Source organism: Stenotrophomonas sp. TEPEL, from assembly GCF_004348785.1.
GTDB classification, from domain to species: Bacteria; Pseudomonadota; Gammaproteobacteria; order Xanthomonadales; family Xanthomonadaceae; genus Stenotrophomonas; species Stenotrophomonas indicatrix.
Map to the genome: position 1 here is coordinate 885,258 of NZ_QQXJ01000001.1, position 14,788 is coordinate 900,045.

At 63.1% G+C, this 14,788-nt stretch carries 17 protein-coding genes and 1 tRNA gene; 14 read left to right on the forward strand and 4 right to left on the reverse strand.

Going from position 1 to position 14,788, the window contains the following annotated elements; translation table 11 throughout:
- The first annotated feature begins 98 nt into the window (after positions 1-98).
- Positions 99-172 (forward strand) — tRNA-Gly (locus TEP_RS03985).
- Between the two features lie 438 nt (positions 173-610).
- Here the strand turns inward: TEP_RS03985 and TEP_RS03990 are convergent.
- Positions 611-1,063 (reverse strand): hypothetical protein, encoded by a 453-nt coding sequence (locus TEP_RS03990; protein ID WP_132824350.1) that lies wholly within the window; start codon positions 1,061-1,063, stop codon positions 611-613.
- 392 nt (positions 1,064-1,455) lie between these two features.
- Here TEP_RS03990 and TEP_RS03995 point away from each other — a divergent pair, with 392 nt between their 5' ends.
- From TEP_RS03995 to TEP_RS04025, 7 genes are all read left to right on the forward strand, one after another.
- Positions 1,456-1,698: a hypothetical protein gene (locus tag TEP_RS03995; protein ID WP_132824351.1), complete on the forward strand. Its 243-nt coding sequence runs from the start codon at positions 1,456-1,458 to the stop codon at positions 1,696-1,698.
- A gap of 93 nt (positions 1,699-1,791) precedes the next feature.
- Positions 1,792-2,670: a 30S ribosomal protein S6--L-glutamate ligase gene (rimK, locus tag TEP_RS04000; RefSeq protein ID WP_025874283.1), complete on the forward strand. Its 879-nt coding sequence runs from the start codon at positions 1,792-1,794 to the stop codon at positions 2,668-2,670.
- Between the two features lie 255 nt (positions 2,671-2,925).
- The gene (locus TEP_RS04005; RefSeq protein ID WP_132824352.1) at positions 2,926-3,402 is read left to right on the forward strand and encodes a hypothetical protein; all 477 of its coding nucleotides are present in this window, start codon (positions 2,926-2,928) and stop codon (positions 3,400-3,402) included.
- Positions 3,403-3,491: 89 nt separating this feature from the next.
- Entirely contained in the window at positions 3,492-3,959 is a 468-nt protein-coding gene (locus tag TEP_RS04010; protein WP_132824353.1) for a hypothetical protein, read from the forward strand.
- A gap of 8 nt (positions 3,960-3,967) precedes the next feature.
- Entirely contained in the window at positions 3,968-4,645 is a 678-nt protein-coding gene (locus TEP_RS04015; protein ID WP_025874286.1) for a response regulator transcription factor, read from the forward strand.
- Positions 4,608-5,978, forward strand: coding sequence for a HAMP domain-containing sensor histidine kinase (locus TEP_RS04020; protein WP_132824354.1), 1,371 nt, complete (start codon positions 4,608-4,610; stop codon positions 5,976-5,978). The genes TEP_RS04015 and TEP_RS04020 overlap by 38 nt, the downstream gene beginning before the upstream one ends.
- Before the next feature lie 615 nt (positions 5,979-6,593).
- The gene (locus tag TEP_RS04025) at positions 6,594-6,980 is read left to right on the forward strand and encodes a hypothetical protein (RefSeq protein ID WP_132824355.1); all 387 of its coding nucleotides are present in this window, start codon (positions 6,594-6,596) and stop codon (positions 6,978-6,980) included.
- 52 nt (positions 6,981-7,032) lie between these two features.
- On the opposite strand, the gene coaE is transcribed toward TEP_RS04025, so the two are convergent.
- Genes coaE through TEP_RS04040 form a run of 3 tightly spaced genes read right to left on the reverse strand, consistent with a single transcriptional unit; the run spans position 7,033 to position 9,787 of the window.
- A complete protein-coding gene (gene coaE, locus TEP_RS04030) occupies positions 7,033-7,644 on the reverse strand; it encodes a dephospho-CoA kinase (RefSeq protein ID WP_132824356.1) in 612 nt (203 codons plus the stop codon).
- Positions 7,645-7,655: 11 nt separating this feature from the next.
- Positions 7,656-8,519: an A24 family peptidase gene (locus tag TEP_RS04035; RefSeq protein ID WP_049463888.1), complete on the reverse strand. Its 864-nt coding sequence runs from the start codon at positions 8,517-8,519 to the stop codon at positions 7,656-7,658.
- Between the two features lie 8 nt (positions 8,520-8,527).
- Entirely contained in the window at positions 8,528-9,787 is a 1,260-nt protein-coding gene (locus TEP_RS04040) for a type II secretion system F family protein (protein ID WP_132824357.1), read from the reverse strand.
- Between the two features lie 348 nt (positions 9,788-10,135).
- On the opposite strand from TEP_RS04040, the gene TEP_RS04045 reads away from it, so the two are divergent.
- From TEP_RS04045 to pilB, 6 genes are all read left to right on the forward strand, one after another.
- Complete coding sequence (locus TEP_RS04045; RefSeq protein ID WP_132824358.1) at positions 10,136-10,573, forward strand: pilin; 438 nt, start codon at positions 10,136-10,138, stop codon at positions 10,571-10,573.
- 92 nt (positions 10,574-10,665) lie between these two features.
- Positions 10,666-11,511, forward strand: coding sequence for a sterol desaturase family protein (locus TEP_RS04050; protein ID WP_132824359.1), 846 nt, complete (start codon positions 10,666-10,668; stop codon positions 11,509-11,511).
- Positions 11,512-11,665: 154 nt separating this feature from the next.
- Complete coding sequence (locus TEP_RS19725; RefSeq protein WP_165933888.1) at positions 11,666-11,806, forward strand: hypothetical protein; 141 nt, start codon at positions 11,666-11,668, stop codon at positions 11,804-11,806.
- Positions 11,807-11,894: 88 nt separating this feature from the next.
- Positions 11,895-12,404, forward strand: coding sequence for a hypothetical protein (locus TEP_RS04055; protein WP_132824360.1), 510 nt, complete (start codon positions 11,895-11,897; stop codon positions 12,402-12,404).
- A gap of 166 nt (positions 12,405-12,570) precedes the next feature.
- On the forward strand, positions 12,571-12,897 hold the full coding sequence (locus tag TEP_RS04060) for a hypothetical protein (protein WP_132824361.1): 327 nt from the start codon (positions 12,571-12,573) through the stop codon (positions 12,895-12,897).
- Between the two features lie 12 nt (positions 12,898-12,909).
- Positions 12,910-14,637, forward strand: coding sequence for a type IV-A pilus assembly ATPase PilB (gene pilB, locus TEP_RS04065; protein WP_132824362.1), 1,728 nt, complete (start codon positions 12,910-12,912; stop codon positions 14,635-14,637).
- Positions 14,638-14,788: the final 151 nt, after the last annotated feature.

Below are 14,788 nucleotides of genomic sequence, written 5' to 3' on the forward strand. Positions count from 1 at the left end.
GGCGGCAGGCCTGTGGGCCTGCCGTCACCGCTACGGGCAGCTGCAAGGGCCTGCCCGTTGCGTTTGAACACGTGCCCCGCATAGACTTGTCGGGCAACGCGGGCGTAGCTCAATGGTAGAGCTGTAGCTTCCCAAGCTACTGACGAGGGTTCGATTCCCTTCGCCCGCTCCATGTCTTCCAGCGGTTTGCGCCAGATCGAGGCGCTCCGCAATAGCCGAAGCGCTTCGCAATTCACTGCGCCGAAGTGGCTTTGGAATCTCTTTTTCTTTCGCGCGTGGATCCCGGTCGTGGTGACTGATGGATGCTCGGCTGGGCCTGCGCTTCGTGAATGTCTGCCGCCTCGCGGGTCTTATCGAATCCTCAGTGCGATGCGCGCCCGTCAAGGGAAGACTCGCTTCATTCGCGATCGGCCGCGAGGCGTTAGTCTTCGCTGCTCGTTCGGCAGGTTCTTGCGGACTTCGTTCGGGTGTAGAGAATCACGTGGAAAGATGAGTGGCCTGCCTCAACTGCAGGTGACCTTGTTGGCTACGGTACTCAGCGCACCTGGCGTACTGTTTGGAGTTGTGCACTGCCTGCAATTCTGGCTGCAGCGGTAATCCGGAGGGCAGGTCACAACCTCGGACGCTCTGGGGGAAGGATTTCATTGATCGTTCTGCCCCCGATTCGTGCAATAACGTACTTGAATCCGACAGTTCCGGAGAGGTACTCGTAAAGCTCCGCCTCGATCTCGCCGATCTTTTCGCCGAAACTCTCACTCAGCTCCGTCGCCCCTTTAGGCAAATAGCCTGAATCCAGATCAATCCAGACTATGCCTGTAGACGGCTCAGGAGTGATCCGGACAAGTACATGCTCTTCTTGGCCCGGTAGCCGCGTCTGCTGATCCACAAAACGCTGAAGTTCAGGCTCCAGCTGTCGGAAAATCGACATGCTTTCCGCCACAGAGGGAAGTCGCTGTTGCTGCTGAGGCTGTGTCTGTTGCGTGCTTGCATTGGCGGCGAGCGCTAAAGAAAGTGCCAGCCCTGCGACGATACAAGCCAGTCCCCCATGTTGCGTAACAGGCATCATGCATTTCCTTTGCTGATGGATCCCTGCGTCCGAAGTTATCAACAATGATCGCGTCGTTTGAAGTCAGGTAACTCCCCGTCTATTGCAGGTAATTCCGGCGAAGGTGAACGGTGGCCTTTCCAGGCGTGCAGGATGCTGCGTAGGGGGAATGGCCAAGTGCTGTCGCGGCATTGCCCTACTGCGTCGAGCTGGCCGGGGCGCCCTCCTGACCTCGCACATTCAAAAGTCGCTTGGGCGAGCGATTCAGGTGGGCCCGCTTCGTTCGCATCGGCTGGATTCTGTCGGGCCCGCTTCAGGCCGAGCGCGGGGCGTTCGTTTCAAACAATCCGCATGTCCGACCGCTGCGGTCTTCGCTAGTGTGTTGCTCTCATTTCAGGGAGTACGCAGGCATGGATCGCAGGGATGACGTCGTCACCGCGCTGCATCGGATCTTTCTTTCGGCCGGCATAGGCTCGGCCAAACAGGTCGAAGCAGTTCGAGCACTCGGGCGTGCCGGTGGCCCGGAGGCGGCGCGGTTGATCGGGCAGATCTATCAGGATGCCTTCAGCGGGTCGACCGTCCAGATGGCCTGCATCGCCGCGCTGGGCGAAGCGGCACGCACCTGTCCGCCGGTGTTGCCAGGCACGGAGTGAGCTGGGCAGCGCGGCCGCGCGCGGGCCAGGCAGCATCATCCAGACGCAACGCTGCCACGCTATGCTTCGCGCCTGCCGACCGATCCCACTGCGATGAAGCTCGCCATCCTGTCCCGCAACACCCGGCTGTACTCCACCCGTCGGCTGGTCGAGGCCGCGCGCGCGCGCGGCCATACCGTGCGCATCCTGGATCCGCTGCGCTGCTACATGCGCATCGCCGCGGACGGCTTTTCCATGCACTACAAGGGCCGGCCGATGACCGGCGTGGATGCGGTCATCCCGCGCATCGGTGCTTCGGTCACCCGCTATGGCACCGCCGTGCTGCGCCAGTTCGAACTGATGGGCGCACGCACGCCCAATCCGTCCGACGCGATCCTGCGCTCGCGCGACAAGCTGCGGGCGCACCAGCTGCTGGCGGCCAAGGGCATCGACATGCCGGTCACCGTCTTTGGCGACAACCCGGATGACACCGTCGACCTGTTGTCCATGCTCGGCCCACCGCCGCACGTGGTGAAGCTCAATGAAGGCACCCAGGGCCGCGGCGTGATCCTCACCGAGAAGGCCAGCGCCTCGCGCGGCATCGTCGAAGCCCTGCGTGGCCTGTATGCCAACTTCCTGATGCAGGAGTTCATCGGCGAGGCCAAGGGCGCCGACCTGCGTTGCTTCGTGGTCGGCGACCAGGTGGTGGCGTCGATGCAGCGCCAGGCGCCGGAGGGGGATTTCCGCTCGAACCTGCATGCCGGCGGCACGGCGGTCGCGTCCAAGGCCAGCCGGGCCGAGCAGCAGGTGGCGGTGCGTTCGGCCAAGGCGCTGGGGCTGGGCGTCTGCGGGGTGGACCTGATCCGCTCCGAGCGCGGCCCGCTGGTGCTGGAGGTGAACTCCACCCCGGGCCTGGAAGGGATCGAGGCCGCCTGCGGGGTGGATGTGGCCGCACGCATCATCGAACATGTCGAGAAGATCAAAAAATCCTGATATTTCAGAGGCTTGAAATTAAGTTCAGGCGGGGTTGGCGGGTTTAACGCTGCTTTAATCGCCCCGGGCGTAGCCTTCAACGAACCGCAGCTCTGCCTCTCAGCAGGATCGGTATCGGGATACAACTTCAGGCCCAGGCGGGTGCACCGCCTGGGTCTTTTTTATGCCCTGCGTCCCCCTGCCAAGGGGCCCTTGTGGGCACATGGGGACACTCGTACAGTTGGGCCTTCGTTCCGAAGGATCGGGAGGTTGGCGATGTACCGCACCACGATGATCGTGCTGTTGCTGTGCCTGCCTGGCGTTGCACTGGCCAAGCCGGAAAAGGCGGCCGTGCAGATGGACCGCCAGACCCCGGTGGCCGAGCAGGTCCGCCAGGTCGAAAAAGCCCTGCAGCAGGGCGACTACAACGAAATTTCCGCCGAGGACCGCAGTCAGGTCCAGCAGGCACTGGCGCGGATCACCCAGCGGATGGGCGACCGGCAGACCGTCCAGGAGCTGCCACCGCAGGTGCAGAACGACGTCTTCAACGATCAGGAGCGGGTCAACAGCATCCTGACGCGCGCCCACGACGACAGCCGCCAGATCTGCTCGTACCAGCGCACCACCGGCAGCAACATGCCCAAGAGCCGTTGCCTGACCGTGGCCGAACGGCGCCGCATCGAAGAGAAGGGCAAGGCCCTGCTCAACGACCAGCGCACCTACAGCAACTTGAACCCCGACTCCAAGCTTTAGGGCCGCCTGCACCCTGCCGGCCAGCACTTGCTGGCAGAGCGGGCATCCGCATACAGTCGGCGTTCACCTCAGACAGGGATTCGTTTGTCATGAAGCACTCTTTGCTACTAGCCATTCTGGCCACGGGATTGGCCCTTGCCGCTTCAGCTCAAGGCAAGGAGCCTGTGCTGCAGCCGGGCAAGCCGCTGTTGGCGCAGATCGAACAGATTGAGAAGCAGCTAGGTGACGGTGAAACCTATTCGGAGCTCAGCGGTGCGGATCGTTCCCGGGTGCGGGAGACGTTGTCTCGCCTGCGCGGGGTCGGCGAACAGTATGCCAATGGCGTGGGCATGCCTGAATCGGTCCAAACCCAAGTGTTCAACGACCAGGAGGTTGTGAACGTGCTTTTGACACAGGCGCGTGAAGATAGTCGTCTAATATGTCGACGTGAAAAGGCCATCGGTTCCAACCGGACCACGACGCAGTGCTCGACCGTCGCCGAACGAGCCCGTCAGCGGGAAGCCGCCGACCGGGATCTGGCGCGGGCGCAACGCGGTGGCCACACCGCCAACAATTAGAGGTGACAGTGAGAATCCTGGTAATCGAAGACAACAGCGACATTGCGGCCAATCTGGGCGACTACCTGGAGGACCGGGGCCACACCGTGGACTTCGCTGCCGACGGAGTGACCGGGTTGCATCTGGCTGTCGTGCACGAGTTCGACGCGATTGTCCTGGACCTCAACCTGCCCGGCATGGACGGCATCGAAGTCTGCCGCAAGCTTCGCAATGAAGCGCGCAAGCAGACCCCGGTGCTGATGCTGACCGCGCGCGATTCGCTGGACAACAAGCTGGCCGGCTTCGATTCCGGTGCTGACGACTACCTGATCAAGCCGTTCGCACTGCAGGAAGTGGAAGTGCGTCTGAACGCCCTGTCGCGTCGCGGCAAGGGCGTGCAGACCCGCGTGCTGGAAACCGGTGACCTGGAATACAACCTGGACACGCTGGAAGTGCGCCGCCAGGGCAAGCTGCTGCAGCTCAACCCGACCGCACTGAAGATCCTGCAGGCGCTGATGGAAGCGGCCCCGGCCGTGGTCACCCGGCAGGAGCTGGAAACCCGTGTCTGGGGCGAAGAGCTGCCGGACTCCGATTCGCTGCGCGTGCACATCCATGGCCTGCGCGCCGTGGTGGACAAGCCCTTTGAAGTGCCGATGATCCAGACCCGCCATGGCATCGGATACCGCATCGCTACGCCGGAAGCCTGATTCGGTGGCAAGCAAGGGGGAGCGCCGGCGCACGCCTTATCGGCGGCGCCTGCGCAGCCGCATCATCGTCTCGTTCGTGTTGTTGGGCTTCTGCCTGACGACACTGTTCGCGTTCGCCACCAACTGGGCCCGCATGCGGGTGGAAAACCAGCTGGTGGAAGATGTGATGAACCGCAACATCAACGAGTATGCGCGGCGCTTCCATGAGAATCCGGATCGCAATCCGGATCTGCCCGTGCAGCAGATGTATGCCCGCCTGATCAAGCCGGACAAGTTCGAGGCACTCCGCCAGGAAGAGCCGGACTGGTACGAGTTCAAGGACGGCCTGTACAACATGAGCGGCATCGACGAGCGCGGCCAGCGCTATTCCTACAAGCTGGCCGTGCGCAAGACTCCCGATGCCTGGGCGTTCCTGGCCTATGACATGACCGACAGCGTGCGCGGTGGGCAGCAGCTCAACCGCGCGCTGATCCTGTCGGTGCTGGTGTTCAGCCTGCTGTCGCTGGTGCTGGGCTGGTGGTCGGCTTCCAAGGTGATGAAGCCTGTTTCGGATCTGGCCGCACGCCTGCGTGCGTACCGTGGCGGTACCAGTGAGCCCGAGCCGTTGGCGCCACGCTTCCCGGATGACGAAGTGGGGCAGTTGGCACAGGCGTTGGATGACTATTCCTCGCGGCTGACCGAAGTGGTGCAGCGCGACCGTGAGTTCAATGCCGATGTCAGCCACGAGCTGCGCACGCCGTTGGCGGTGATCCGTGGCGCCACCGAACTGCTGCTGACCCGCCCGGGCCTGGACGAAAAGGTGCTGCAGCGCCTGCAGCGCATCCAGCGTGCCGAGCAGCAGTGCAGCGATCTGATCGGCGCGCTGCTGCTGCTGTCGCGCAACGAACGCGGGCAGGGCAGCAGCAATGTAGCCCGGGTGGCCGAGCAGCTGCTGGACGCGCACCGCGCCCAGTTGGGTGGCAAGCCGCTGGAGCTGCACCTGGATGGCGAACGCGATCTGGTCATCGATGCCCCCGAAGCGGCGCTGTCGGTGGCGCTGGGCAACCTGATCGGCAATGCGGTGAAGTATTCGCAGGATGGCGAGGTGCGCGTGCATGTGGGTGCCAACGCCGTGTCGGTGACCGACAGCGGGCCGGGCCTGAGCGAGGAAGATGCCGCCAAGCTGTTCCAGCGCGGCTATCGCGGTACTCACGCCGGTCACTCGCAGGGCGGTGGCATTGGCCTGTCGATCGTCAGCCGCCTGTGCGATCTGTACGGCTGGCAGGTGAGCGTGCGCCCGGGCGGCGCCCGTGGCGTGATCGCCACGCTGACGTTCTCGCCGAAGCCGCTGTAACCCATTCTGCTGCTGCCTTGGTGGATGCCGACCTTGGTCGGCACAAACCCTCCCGTTGCCGATGCTGCTCTGGTGGGTGCCGACCTTGGTCGGCACGAATCCATCCGTTGCCGGTGCTGCTTTGGTGGGTGCCGACCTTGGTCGGCACGAATCCATCCGTCGCCAAAATCTCCCACTTGGCGCGAAATGTCGCATGCAACGCCAATGCAGCTTCCGCGAAGGTGCGGTGTTTCCGGTCCAGCACGACACCTGCGTGATGCATTCCGCGCCCCGTGCGTGTCACACCGCACGGTTCCGCAGACGCTTGGCCCGCATGGCGTTTTCGCCTCATGACCGCAGTGCATGCAGCTGGCGAGATGGCACGGCCGGGGTCGTTGCCCTGGCCGGGATTGGCGTCCCGAATAAACCCGACAATTCAACAGCTCCTGATGCGCCCAGGCCATCATGGAAAATGCACCGCATGCTCTTGCTTCGGCGGGCGGTGCGTGGGGATTCACCAGAATCCGCTGGAGTCTTTTTCCTTGCTGTTGAGTAGTTGGGTCTCCGGTACGCCAACCCGCACCGTCCGCCACCCCGCATCCGCGGGTGGCCTTGCCGTCTGCGAGGAGCATTGCCATGTCTGCACGCACTACCTATCCGAACCTGCGCCGCCTGGTTGGCGAATCCGCCGATCAGTTGCCGGCCGACATCGCCGAACGCATCGAAGACCTACTGGCCGAACCCAGCGACCTGCTGCCCGCGCTGATGGCACGCATGGATGGCCGCGACAACGCCGATGGCCAGACCCGGCAGGGCACCGGTCTCAGTCCGTCGCAGGCGGTAACCCTGGCCAGCCTCAGCCGTACCCTGGCCGGTCTCAATGCGCTGATCCAGATGCTGCACGCCGCCGAAGCGGCACGCGTGCAGGGCAGCGCGGGCCAGCAACTGCCGCCGGATGTAGTGGAAGGTCTGTTGCTGGCCGCCCGCGAACTTGCCCGCTACGCCCGCCAGCAGCTGGAGTAGATCCACGTCATGCGTGGATGCGCGTTCGCGCGGTGCCGATGGACCTGCAGGATTACCCTGCCGCCAACACCAGGTACCGCGCGTGCAACCGCTCCACCTGCGCCTGCAGGTCATCCGGATGGCCATCATTGACCACCACGTCATCGGCCAGCGCCAGGCGCTGCGCGCGGGTGGCCTGGGCGGCGATCATCTGGTCCGCCAGCGCGGCGTCGATGTCGTCGCGCTGCATCAGCCGGGCGTGCTGCACGGCTTCCGGGGCATCCACCAGCAGCACCCGGTCCAGCCACGGATAGGCCTGGCGGCCGCCGACCTCGGTCAGCAGCGGGATCGCCGCCAGCGCATAGGGGCTGGCGGCCTGTTCGCACTGCTGCTGCATCAGACGGCGGATGGCCGGGTGAGTGATCGCTTCCAGCGCCGTCCGCTCGGCCGGGTCGGCAAAGATGTGGGCACGCAGGCGCGCCCGGTCCAGGGCGCCGTCGGCGAGCAGCATGTCTGCACCGAAGCGCTCGGCAATCAGGGCGAGGGCAGGGCTGCCCACCGCCACCACCGCGCGCGCGGCCAGGTCGGCGTCGGCCACAACAATCCCCAGCGCCTCGAAGCGCCGGGTGACCTCACTCTTGCCCGAGGCGATGCCGCCGGTCAGGCCCACCACGTACTGGCTCATGGGGACTCCCCTCAGCGCAGCCCGCTCATCACCAGATACTGGTTCAGCAGGGGCTCGCCCCACATGAAGAACAGCCAGCCTGCCAGTGCCAGGTAAGGGCCGAACGGAATCGGCGTCGCCCGGTCACGGCCGCGGCTGTACAGCCAGATCGAGCCGATGAGGGCGCCCAGCACCGACGACATCAGGATGATCGGCAGGATGCCCTTCATGCCGCACCACGCGCCCAGCGCGGCCAGCAGCTTGAAGTCGCCGTGGCCCATGCCTTCCTTGCCGGTCAGCTGCTTGAACAGCCACCACACCGACCACAGCGACAGGTAGCCCAGCAGGGCGCCGAGCAGGGCCGGTTTGGCCGGCATGTACAGGTTGTCGATGCTGCCGATCAACCCCAGCCACATCAGCGGCAGGGTCAATTGGTCCGGTAGCAGCTGGGTGCGCAGGTCGATGCCGGACAGGGCGATCAGGAAACAGGTCAGCACGATCGCACCGAAGCCCTGCCAGCCGAAGCCGAACTGCCACACGCAGGCCAGCACCATCACCGCGGTCAGCGCTTCCACCAGCGGGTACTGGATGGAGATGGGCGCCTTGCAGTGGCGGCACTTGCCGCCTTGGATGATCCAGCTGAACAGCGGGATGTTCTCGTACCAGGCCAGCTTGTGCTTGCAGTGCGGGCAGTGCGAAGGCTCCACCACGATACCCGGCGGGGGCGGCTCGTAGAAGTCCGGCTCCTCCAGAACCTCGCGCGCATCGCGCTTCCACTGCCATTCCAGCCGCTTGGGCAGGCGCAGGATGACGACGTTCAGGAAGCTGCCCAGAAGCAGCCCCAGGCCGGCCGCGGCGGGATAGCCGAGGCCGGGATGCTGGTCGAGAAATGCCATTGTTACCTTTAGCCGACGACGGCGCCGAGTTTGAAGATGGGCAGGTACATCGCAATGACCAAGCCACCGACAAGGGTACCAATGAATACCATGATCATCGGTTCCAGCAGGCTGCTCAGGGCGTCCACTGCGTTGTTGACCTCTTGCTCATAATACTCGGCCACCTTGAACAGCATCGTGTCCAATGCGCCGGCCTCTTCGCCGATGCCGGTCATCTGGATGACCATGTGCGGGAACAGGTTGAGCTGTTTCATGGCCATATTGACCGGATAACCCACCGACACGTCGTCGCGCATGCGAAGTACGCCATCGCTGTAGACCTTGTTGCCGGTCGCACCGGCAACGATGCCCAGCCCTTCCACCAACGGCACGCCTGCCTTGAAGGTCACCGCCGTGGTACGGGCGAAGCGGGCAATGGCACTGTTGTGCATGATCTGGCCGATCACCGGTACCTTAAGTACCAGCCTGTCCACCGTATGCTGCATTTTCTCCGAGCGCCGGTAGGTCATGGCGATTGCGACAACCGAGCCGATCAGCACGATCGCCATCAACCACCACCACGACACCATGAACCGGGACAAATTCACTACCATCTGGGTGAACGCCGGCAGATCGGCGCCGAAGCTCTGGAAGACCTCTTCGAACTGCGGCACCACCCATACCAGTAGGATCGTGCTGACCAGAAACGCAACGGCCAAGACCATCGCCGGATAGAACAGGGCCTTCTTTATCTTGCCCTTCAGGGCCTCGATGTTCTCTTTATAGGTGGCGATGGTGTCCAGCACCGTCTCCAGCACACCCGCGCTTTCGCCAGCCCGGACCAGATTGCGGTAGAGCTCGTCGAACTGCACCGGGTGGCGGCTGATCGCCTCGTACAACGAAGAGCCACCCTCGATGTCGGTACGCACCGAATCAACCAGCTTCTTCATCCGCGGGTTCTTGTGGCCACTGCCGATGATCTCCAGCGCCGACACGATCGGCACACCGGACTTCATCATGGTGGCCATCTGCCGGCTAAAGAAGGCGATGTCTTTGGGCGATACCGGCTTCCCGGCGGCGCCGAAAAGCGGTTTCGGCTTCACCTTCACCTGGCCTGGGTTGATGCCCTGGCGGCGTAGTTCGGCCCGCAGCAGATTGGCATTCTTGGCCAACTGCTCGCCCTTCATCTTGATTCCCCGTTTGTCGGTCCCCTCCCAGACAAACGGCTGCAACTCCATGGTGCTACGCGCCACGGGCTCTTTCTTGATCGCACTGCGACTGACAGACATGTTGGCTCCCCGGCCCGCCATCCCCAGACGGGCATCTGCCGATGGTAGCGGGTTCACCGCCGACTTGGCAGATCCGGAAGGGGCAGAATGCGAATTCGTGCCGGCTGCCGACCAAAGGTGACGCACTGCGTCACATTGCCGGGTTCGTCGCAATTCCTGTTGAGGGGGCTTCCCATTCACAAATTTGCTGCCATCATTGGCCCCGGGGAAATCCAGGGGGAGGCGTGCCGGGGTTGGCACGCAACCTGCGTTGATCCACCCGCAGGGTGCAGGACACGCTCAGCCGGCCATTGGCCGGACCGATCCAGCGCACTGACTCAACCACTACTATCTTGGGGATGTATGACTATGAAGAACCAGAAGGGCTTCACCCTTATCGAACTGATGATCGTCGTTGCGATCATCGCCATCCTGGCCGCCATTGCGCTGCCGGCATACTCCAACTACACCAAGAAGGCCAAGGTCTCGGAAGTGATCCTGGCGGCTTCTTCGCTGCGTACCGACGTGTCGGAATACGTGGCGAGCAACAATGCGCTGCCGCCGACCACCTGGAAGCCGGACTTCCAGGCGACCAAGTACGTCAGCAAGCTGGAATGGGACGGCAAGTCTATCGTTGCCACCGCGCAGGCGATCGGCGACGCGAACATTGACGCCAAGACCATTACCCTGACGCCCGATGCCACCAAGGTGGCCGATGGCGTGATTCCGGAGTGGGTCTGCGAAGGTTCGATCGACACCAAGTTCCGCCCGGGTTCCTGCCAGGGCAAGAAGGCAGCGGCTCTGTAAGCGCCGCGTCTGAGTGCGATTGAAGAGGGCCCCGTGCGAACGGGGCCTTTTTCGTTTGTTGATTGGGTGCAAATTTGATCTGGAGGTACTCCATGTGTGCATTAGCCGTGCTGGTGCCCAAAGTGGAGATCGACCTGGTAGGCCAACTAGGCGCTGCCTATTCCGAGGTCAGTGTGGAGGCAGGTGCGTTCCTGCTGCTCGCGCTGGTACTGCAGCGGAAAAACGTCGCAGGCATTCTGCGGAATCTCTGGCCGCAGGGCGCGTGGGTGAACCTGCTTTGCCTGATGATGGAGGTGCTGCTGCTGATGCCCCTGCTGGGCATGTTGCTGATCTGGATGTATCGATCCACCCGGGGGTGGCAGATGGACTGGACGTCAGGCCTCTGGGACAGTCTGCCGTCCTGGGGCGTCCTGCTCATCGTCCTGTTTGTTGCCGACGGCATCAGCTATTTCAGACATCGCCTCGAGCACTCCCGCTGGTTCTGGCCGATCCATGCCATGCACCACAGTGATCGTCAGCTGACATGGTTCTCGTCCTATCGCCAGCATCCCCTGAATCGCTTGAATGCTGCAATACTTGATGTTGGCGTGTTGCTGCTGATAGGCGTGCCACTCTGGGCGATCTATGCCAATGCGCTGGTCAGACATTACTACGGCCTCATGACCCACGCCAACCTGCCATGGACTTTCGGCTGCCTGGGGCGGGTGCTCGTCTCCCCGGCGATGCATCGCTGGCATCATGTGCGGCAAGGCGAGGGCGTCGGCAAGAATTTCGCGACCGTGTTCTCGGTGTTCGACCAGGCGTTCGGAACGTATTATGTGCCATCGGCATGCTGCGAGCCCACAGGGCTGGACGAAGCGGGACATAGCGCCTTTCTGTGCCAGATCTGCAAGCCCTTTGTGACGGCGACAAGAGCAATGCGGGGCCCCTTCCTCTAGCACAACGAAGCATGGCGCGTTGAGTAGGTGCTTCGCGCCTGCATTTCCGGACTCGATGAGGTGGAATGAACGCGCGCCAGCGGTGGGGTGGGGCTTGCGCGGTGTGCATCGATGTTGTTTTTTTGCTGATCGAAGATGCGACTGGGGAGCCGCAATGAGCCTTCCATCACGCAACCATGGCCCGTGGCTGCTGCCGATCTTCATCCTTTCCGGTTTTGCCGTGCTGATCTACCAATCCATCTGGACGCAGTACCTGGGGTGTTTCTCGGGCATTCTTGACGCGCCCAATCGCTGATGCTGATCCTGTTCATGGGCAGAATGGCACTCAATGGCCGCAGCTGCACGAGATCACCCCCGAGCGCGTCAGCTCGGTGCTAGCCGGCATGCTGGACCAGTTCTCGGACGTGCGCGCCTACCTGCCCAACCGCAGTGATCTGATCCTGGTCGCCACGCCCAAGGTCAAGCTGCCGCCGATGAATGACTGCCTCTTCCAGCAGCCGGCGCCTCGGGAGGAGCTGGCGCGGATCGGCGTTCATTCCGTGGCAGATCTGAACGACAGTCTGTCGATGGACGATGCCGCACTGAGGGCATTCGTTCCGCTGTATCCATCCCCGAGCAATTCAGATTACTTCCCGACGCTGAAACTGAAGACGCCGGTGGCGCGTTTCCAATGTGCGTTCACGCCTGACTTCCAAGACGTGATGGCTGGGCCTTGGCCAGTCCTCGCGCAACCGCAGCCCGTGCGCCATACCACCGCCGCGGCTGCAGTCAGGCAACCTGCTTCAGGACGTGAAGACAGGCGCCAGCGAGCGCTGGCGCTGGCAGACGTGCTCCAGGATGGGGCAGTGGTAGCGTCGGTTGATGTCTCTGCCGCTGACTGGATGCGAGCCTAGGCACTGCGTGGCTTGGTCGCCGGCTGTGAACTGGACAAGGCTCCCTTGGAAACTACCCGGTTGCTGTCGCACTGGCGGGTGACACCAACCCATCCTTCCGGCGGAACAGCGCGTGGTCTTGTGGGTAGAACGAGAATGGATGGATTGCACCACGCAGGATGCGGACGTGTCCTCCAGCTTGGCCTTGGTCGCAGCGACTGCTGCGGAGGACCATCACGCGGAAATTACAGAAGGCCGACGATTGTTGCAGGGAGAGCAGGAGCAAGCGCTGCTTGCTGATGCCGCAGCAGGTTATTATCTGTTCGGTGCAATGCAGCATGCCGCACGTGCGCTTGGCGACACAACCGCCTCGCGCCAGCTTACGGATCAGCACTGGGAGGCGCTTGCGCCGGACACCCGGCGGAGCGGACCATTGCGCCTGTTGAGCTATCTGGACTACACCGAGCCAGTGGCTACTGCAAAGGCCGATTCACTGCCGTCAGGTCACGAGTAAACGAGGAATACCATGAGTACCGTTTCCACCCCAAACCTCGTCGGCATTACTGGTCTGGCCCGTCGTCTTGTCCAGGACGGCGCGCTCGATGAAGTTGCTGCCCGAGACGCCATGGCCAAGGCCACCGCCGCGCGTCAGCCGCTGCCAACCTGGTTCGCGCAGAACAAGGTGGTCGGGGCTTCGCAGCTCGCCGCTGCCAACGCGGTCGAGTTCGGCATGCCGCTGTTCGACGTGTCCACGTTCGACAGCAGCCAGAATGCGATGAGCCTCGTCAGCGAGGAGCTGCTGCGCAAGCACAACGTGTTGCCGCTGTTCAAACGCGGCGGCAAGCTGTTCGTCGGCACCAGCAACCCCACCCATTCTCTGGACGAGATCAAGTTCCACACCAATCTGGTGGTGGAGCCGATCCTGGTCGATGAAGACCAGATCCGTCGCACCCTCGAGCAGTGGCAGTCCAGCCACGACACCATCGGCGATGCCTTGGGCGGCGATGACGAGGGCATGGCCAACCTCGACATCGGCGGTGGCGACGATGAGATGGCCAGCACCGACAGCGGCATCGACGCCAAGGGCGACGATACCCCGGTGGTGAAGTTCATCAACAAGGTGCTGATCGACGCCATCCGCAAGGGTGCTTCGGACATCCACTTCGAGCCCTACGAAGACGACTACCGCGTGCGCCTGCGCATCGATGGCCTGCTGAAGATGGTCGCGCGCGCGCCGAACAAGCTCAACCAGCGCATTGCCGCGCGCCTGAAGGTGATGGCGCAGCTGGATATCGCCGAAAAGCGCGTGCCACAGGATGGCCGCATCAAGCTCAATCTTTCCAAGACCAAGCAGATCGATTTCCGCGTCAGCACCCTGCCGACGCTGTTCGGTGAAAAGGTGGTGCTGCGTATCCTCGATGGCAGCGCTGCCAAGCTGGGCATCGACAAGCTGGGTTACGAGCCGGACCAGCAGAAGCTGTTCCTGGATGCGATCCATAAGCCGTACGGCATGGTGCTGGTGACCGGCCCGACCGGTTCGGGCAAGACGGTGTCGCTGTATACCGCACTGGGCATCCTCAACGACGAGACCCGCAACATCTCCACGGCCGAGGATCCGGTGGAAATCCGCCTGCCCGGCGTCAACCAGGTGCAGCAGAACAACAAGCGCGGCATGACCTTCGCTGCGGCGCTGCGTTCGTTCCTGCGCCAGGATCCGGACATCATCATGGTCGGCGAAATCCGCGACCTGGAGACGGCGGAGATTGCGATCAAGGCTGCGCAGACCGGTCACATGGTGCTGTCCACGCTGCATACCAACGATGCGCCGCAGACCATCGCGCGCCTGATGAACATGGGCATCGCGCCGTACAACATCACCAGCTCGGTGACGCTGGTGATCGCCCAGCGCTTGGCGCGCCGTCTTTGCGGTAACTGCAAGCGCCCGGCCAATCTGCCGGAGCATGCGCTGCTGGCCGAGGGCTTCACCCAGGCGCAGCTGGATGCGGGCATCGAACTGTATGAGGCGGTGGGCTGCGACGAATGCACCGAGGGCTACAAGGGCCGTACCGGCCTCTACCAGGTGATGCCGATGACCGACGAGATCGCGACCATCGTGCTGGCGGGCGGCAACGCGCTGCAGATTGCCGAGGCCGCGCAGGCGATCGGTGTGAATGACCTGAGGCAGTCGGCGTTGAAGAAGGCGGCTGCAGGTGTGACCAGCCTGGCCGAGATCAACCGCGTAACCAAGGATTGATGCCGTAGATCCACCCCATGCGTGGATGGTGTAACCAGTAGATCCACGCCATGCGTGGATGGCGGTCAGCGCCCAGTAGATCCACGCCATGCGTGGATGGCGCGGTACATGAGGTTGCCGGCCAGCGGCCGGCACTACCATTTCGACGCAG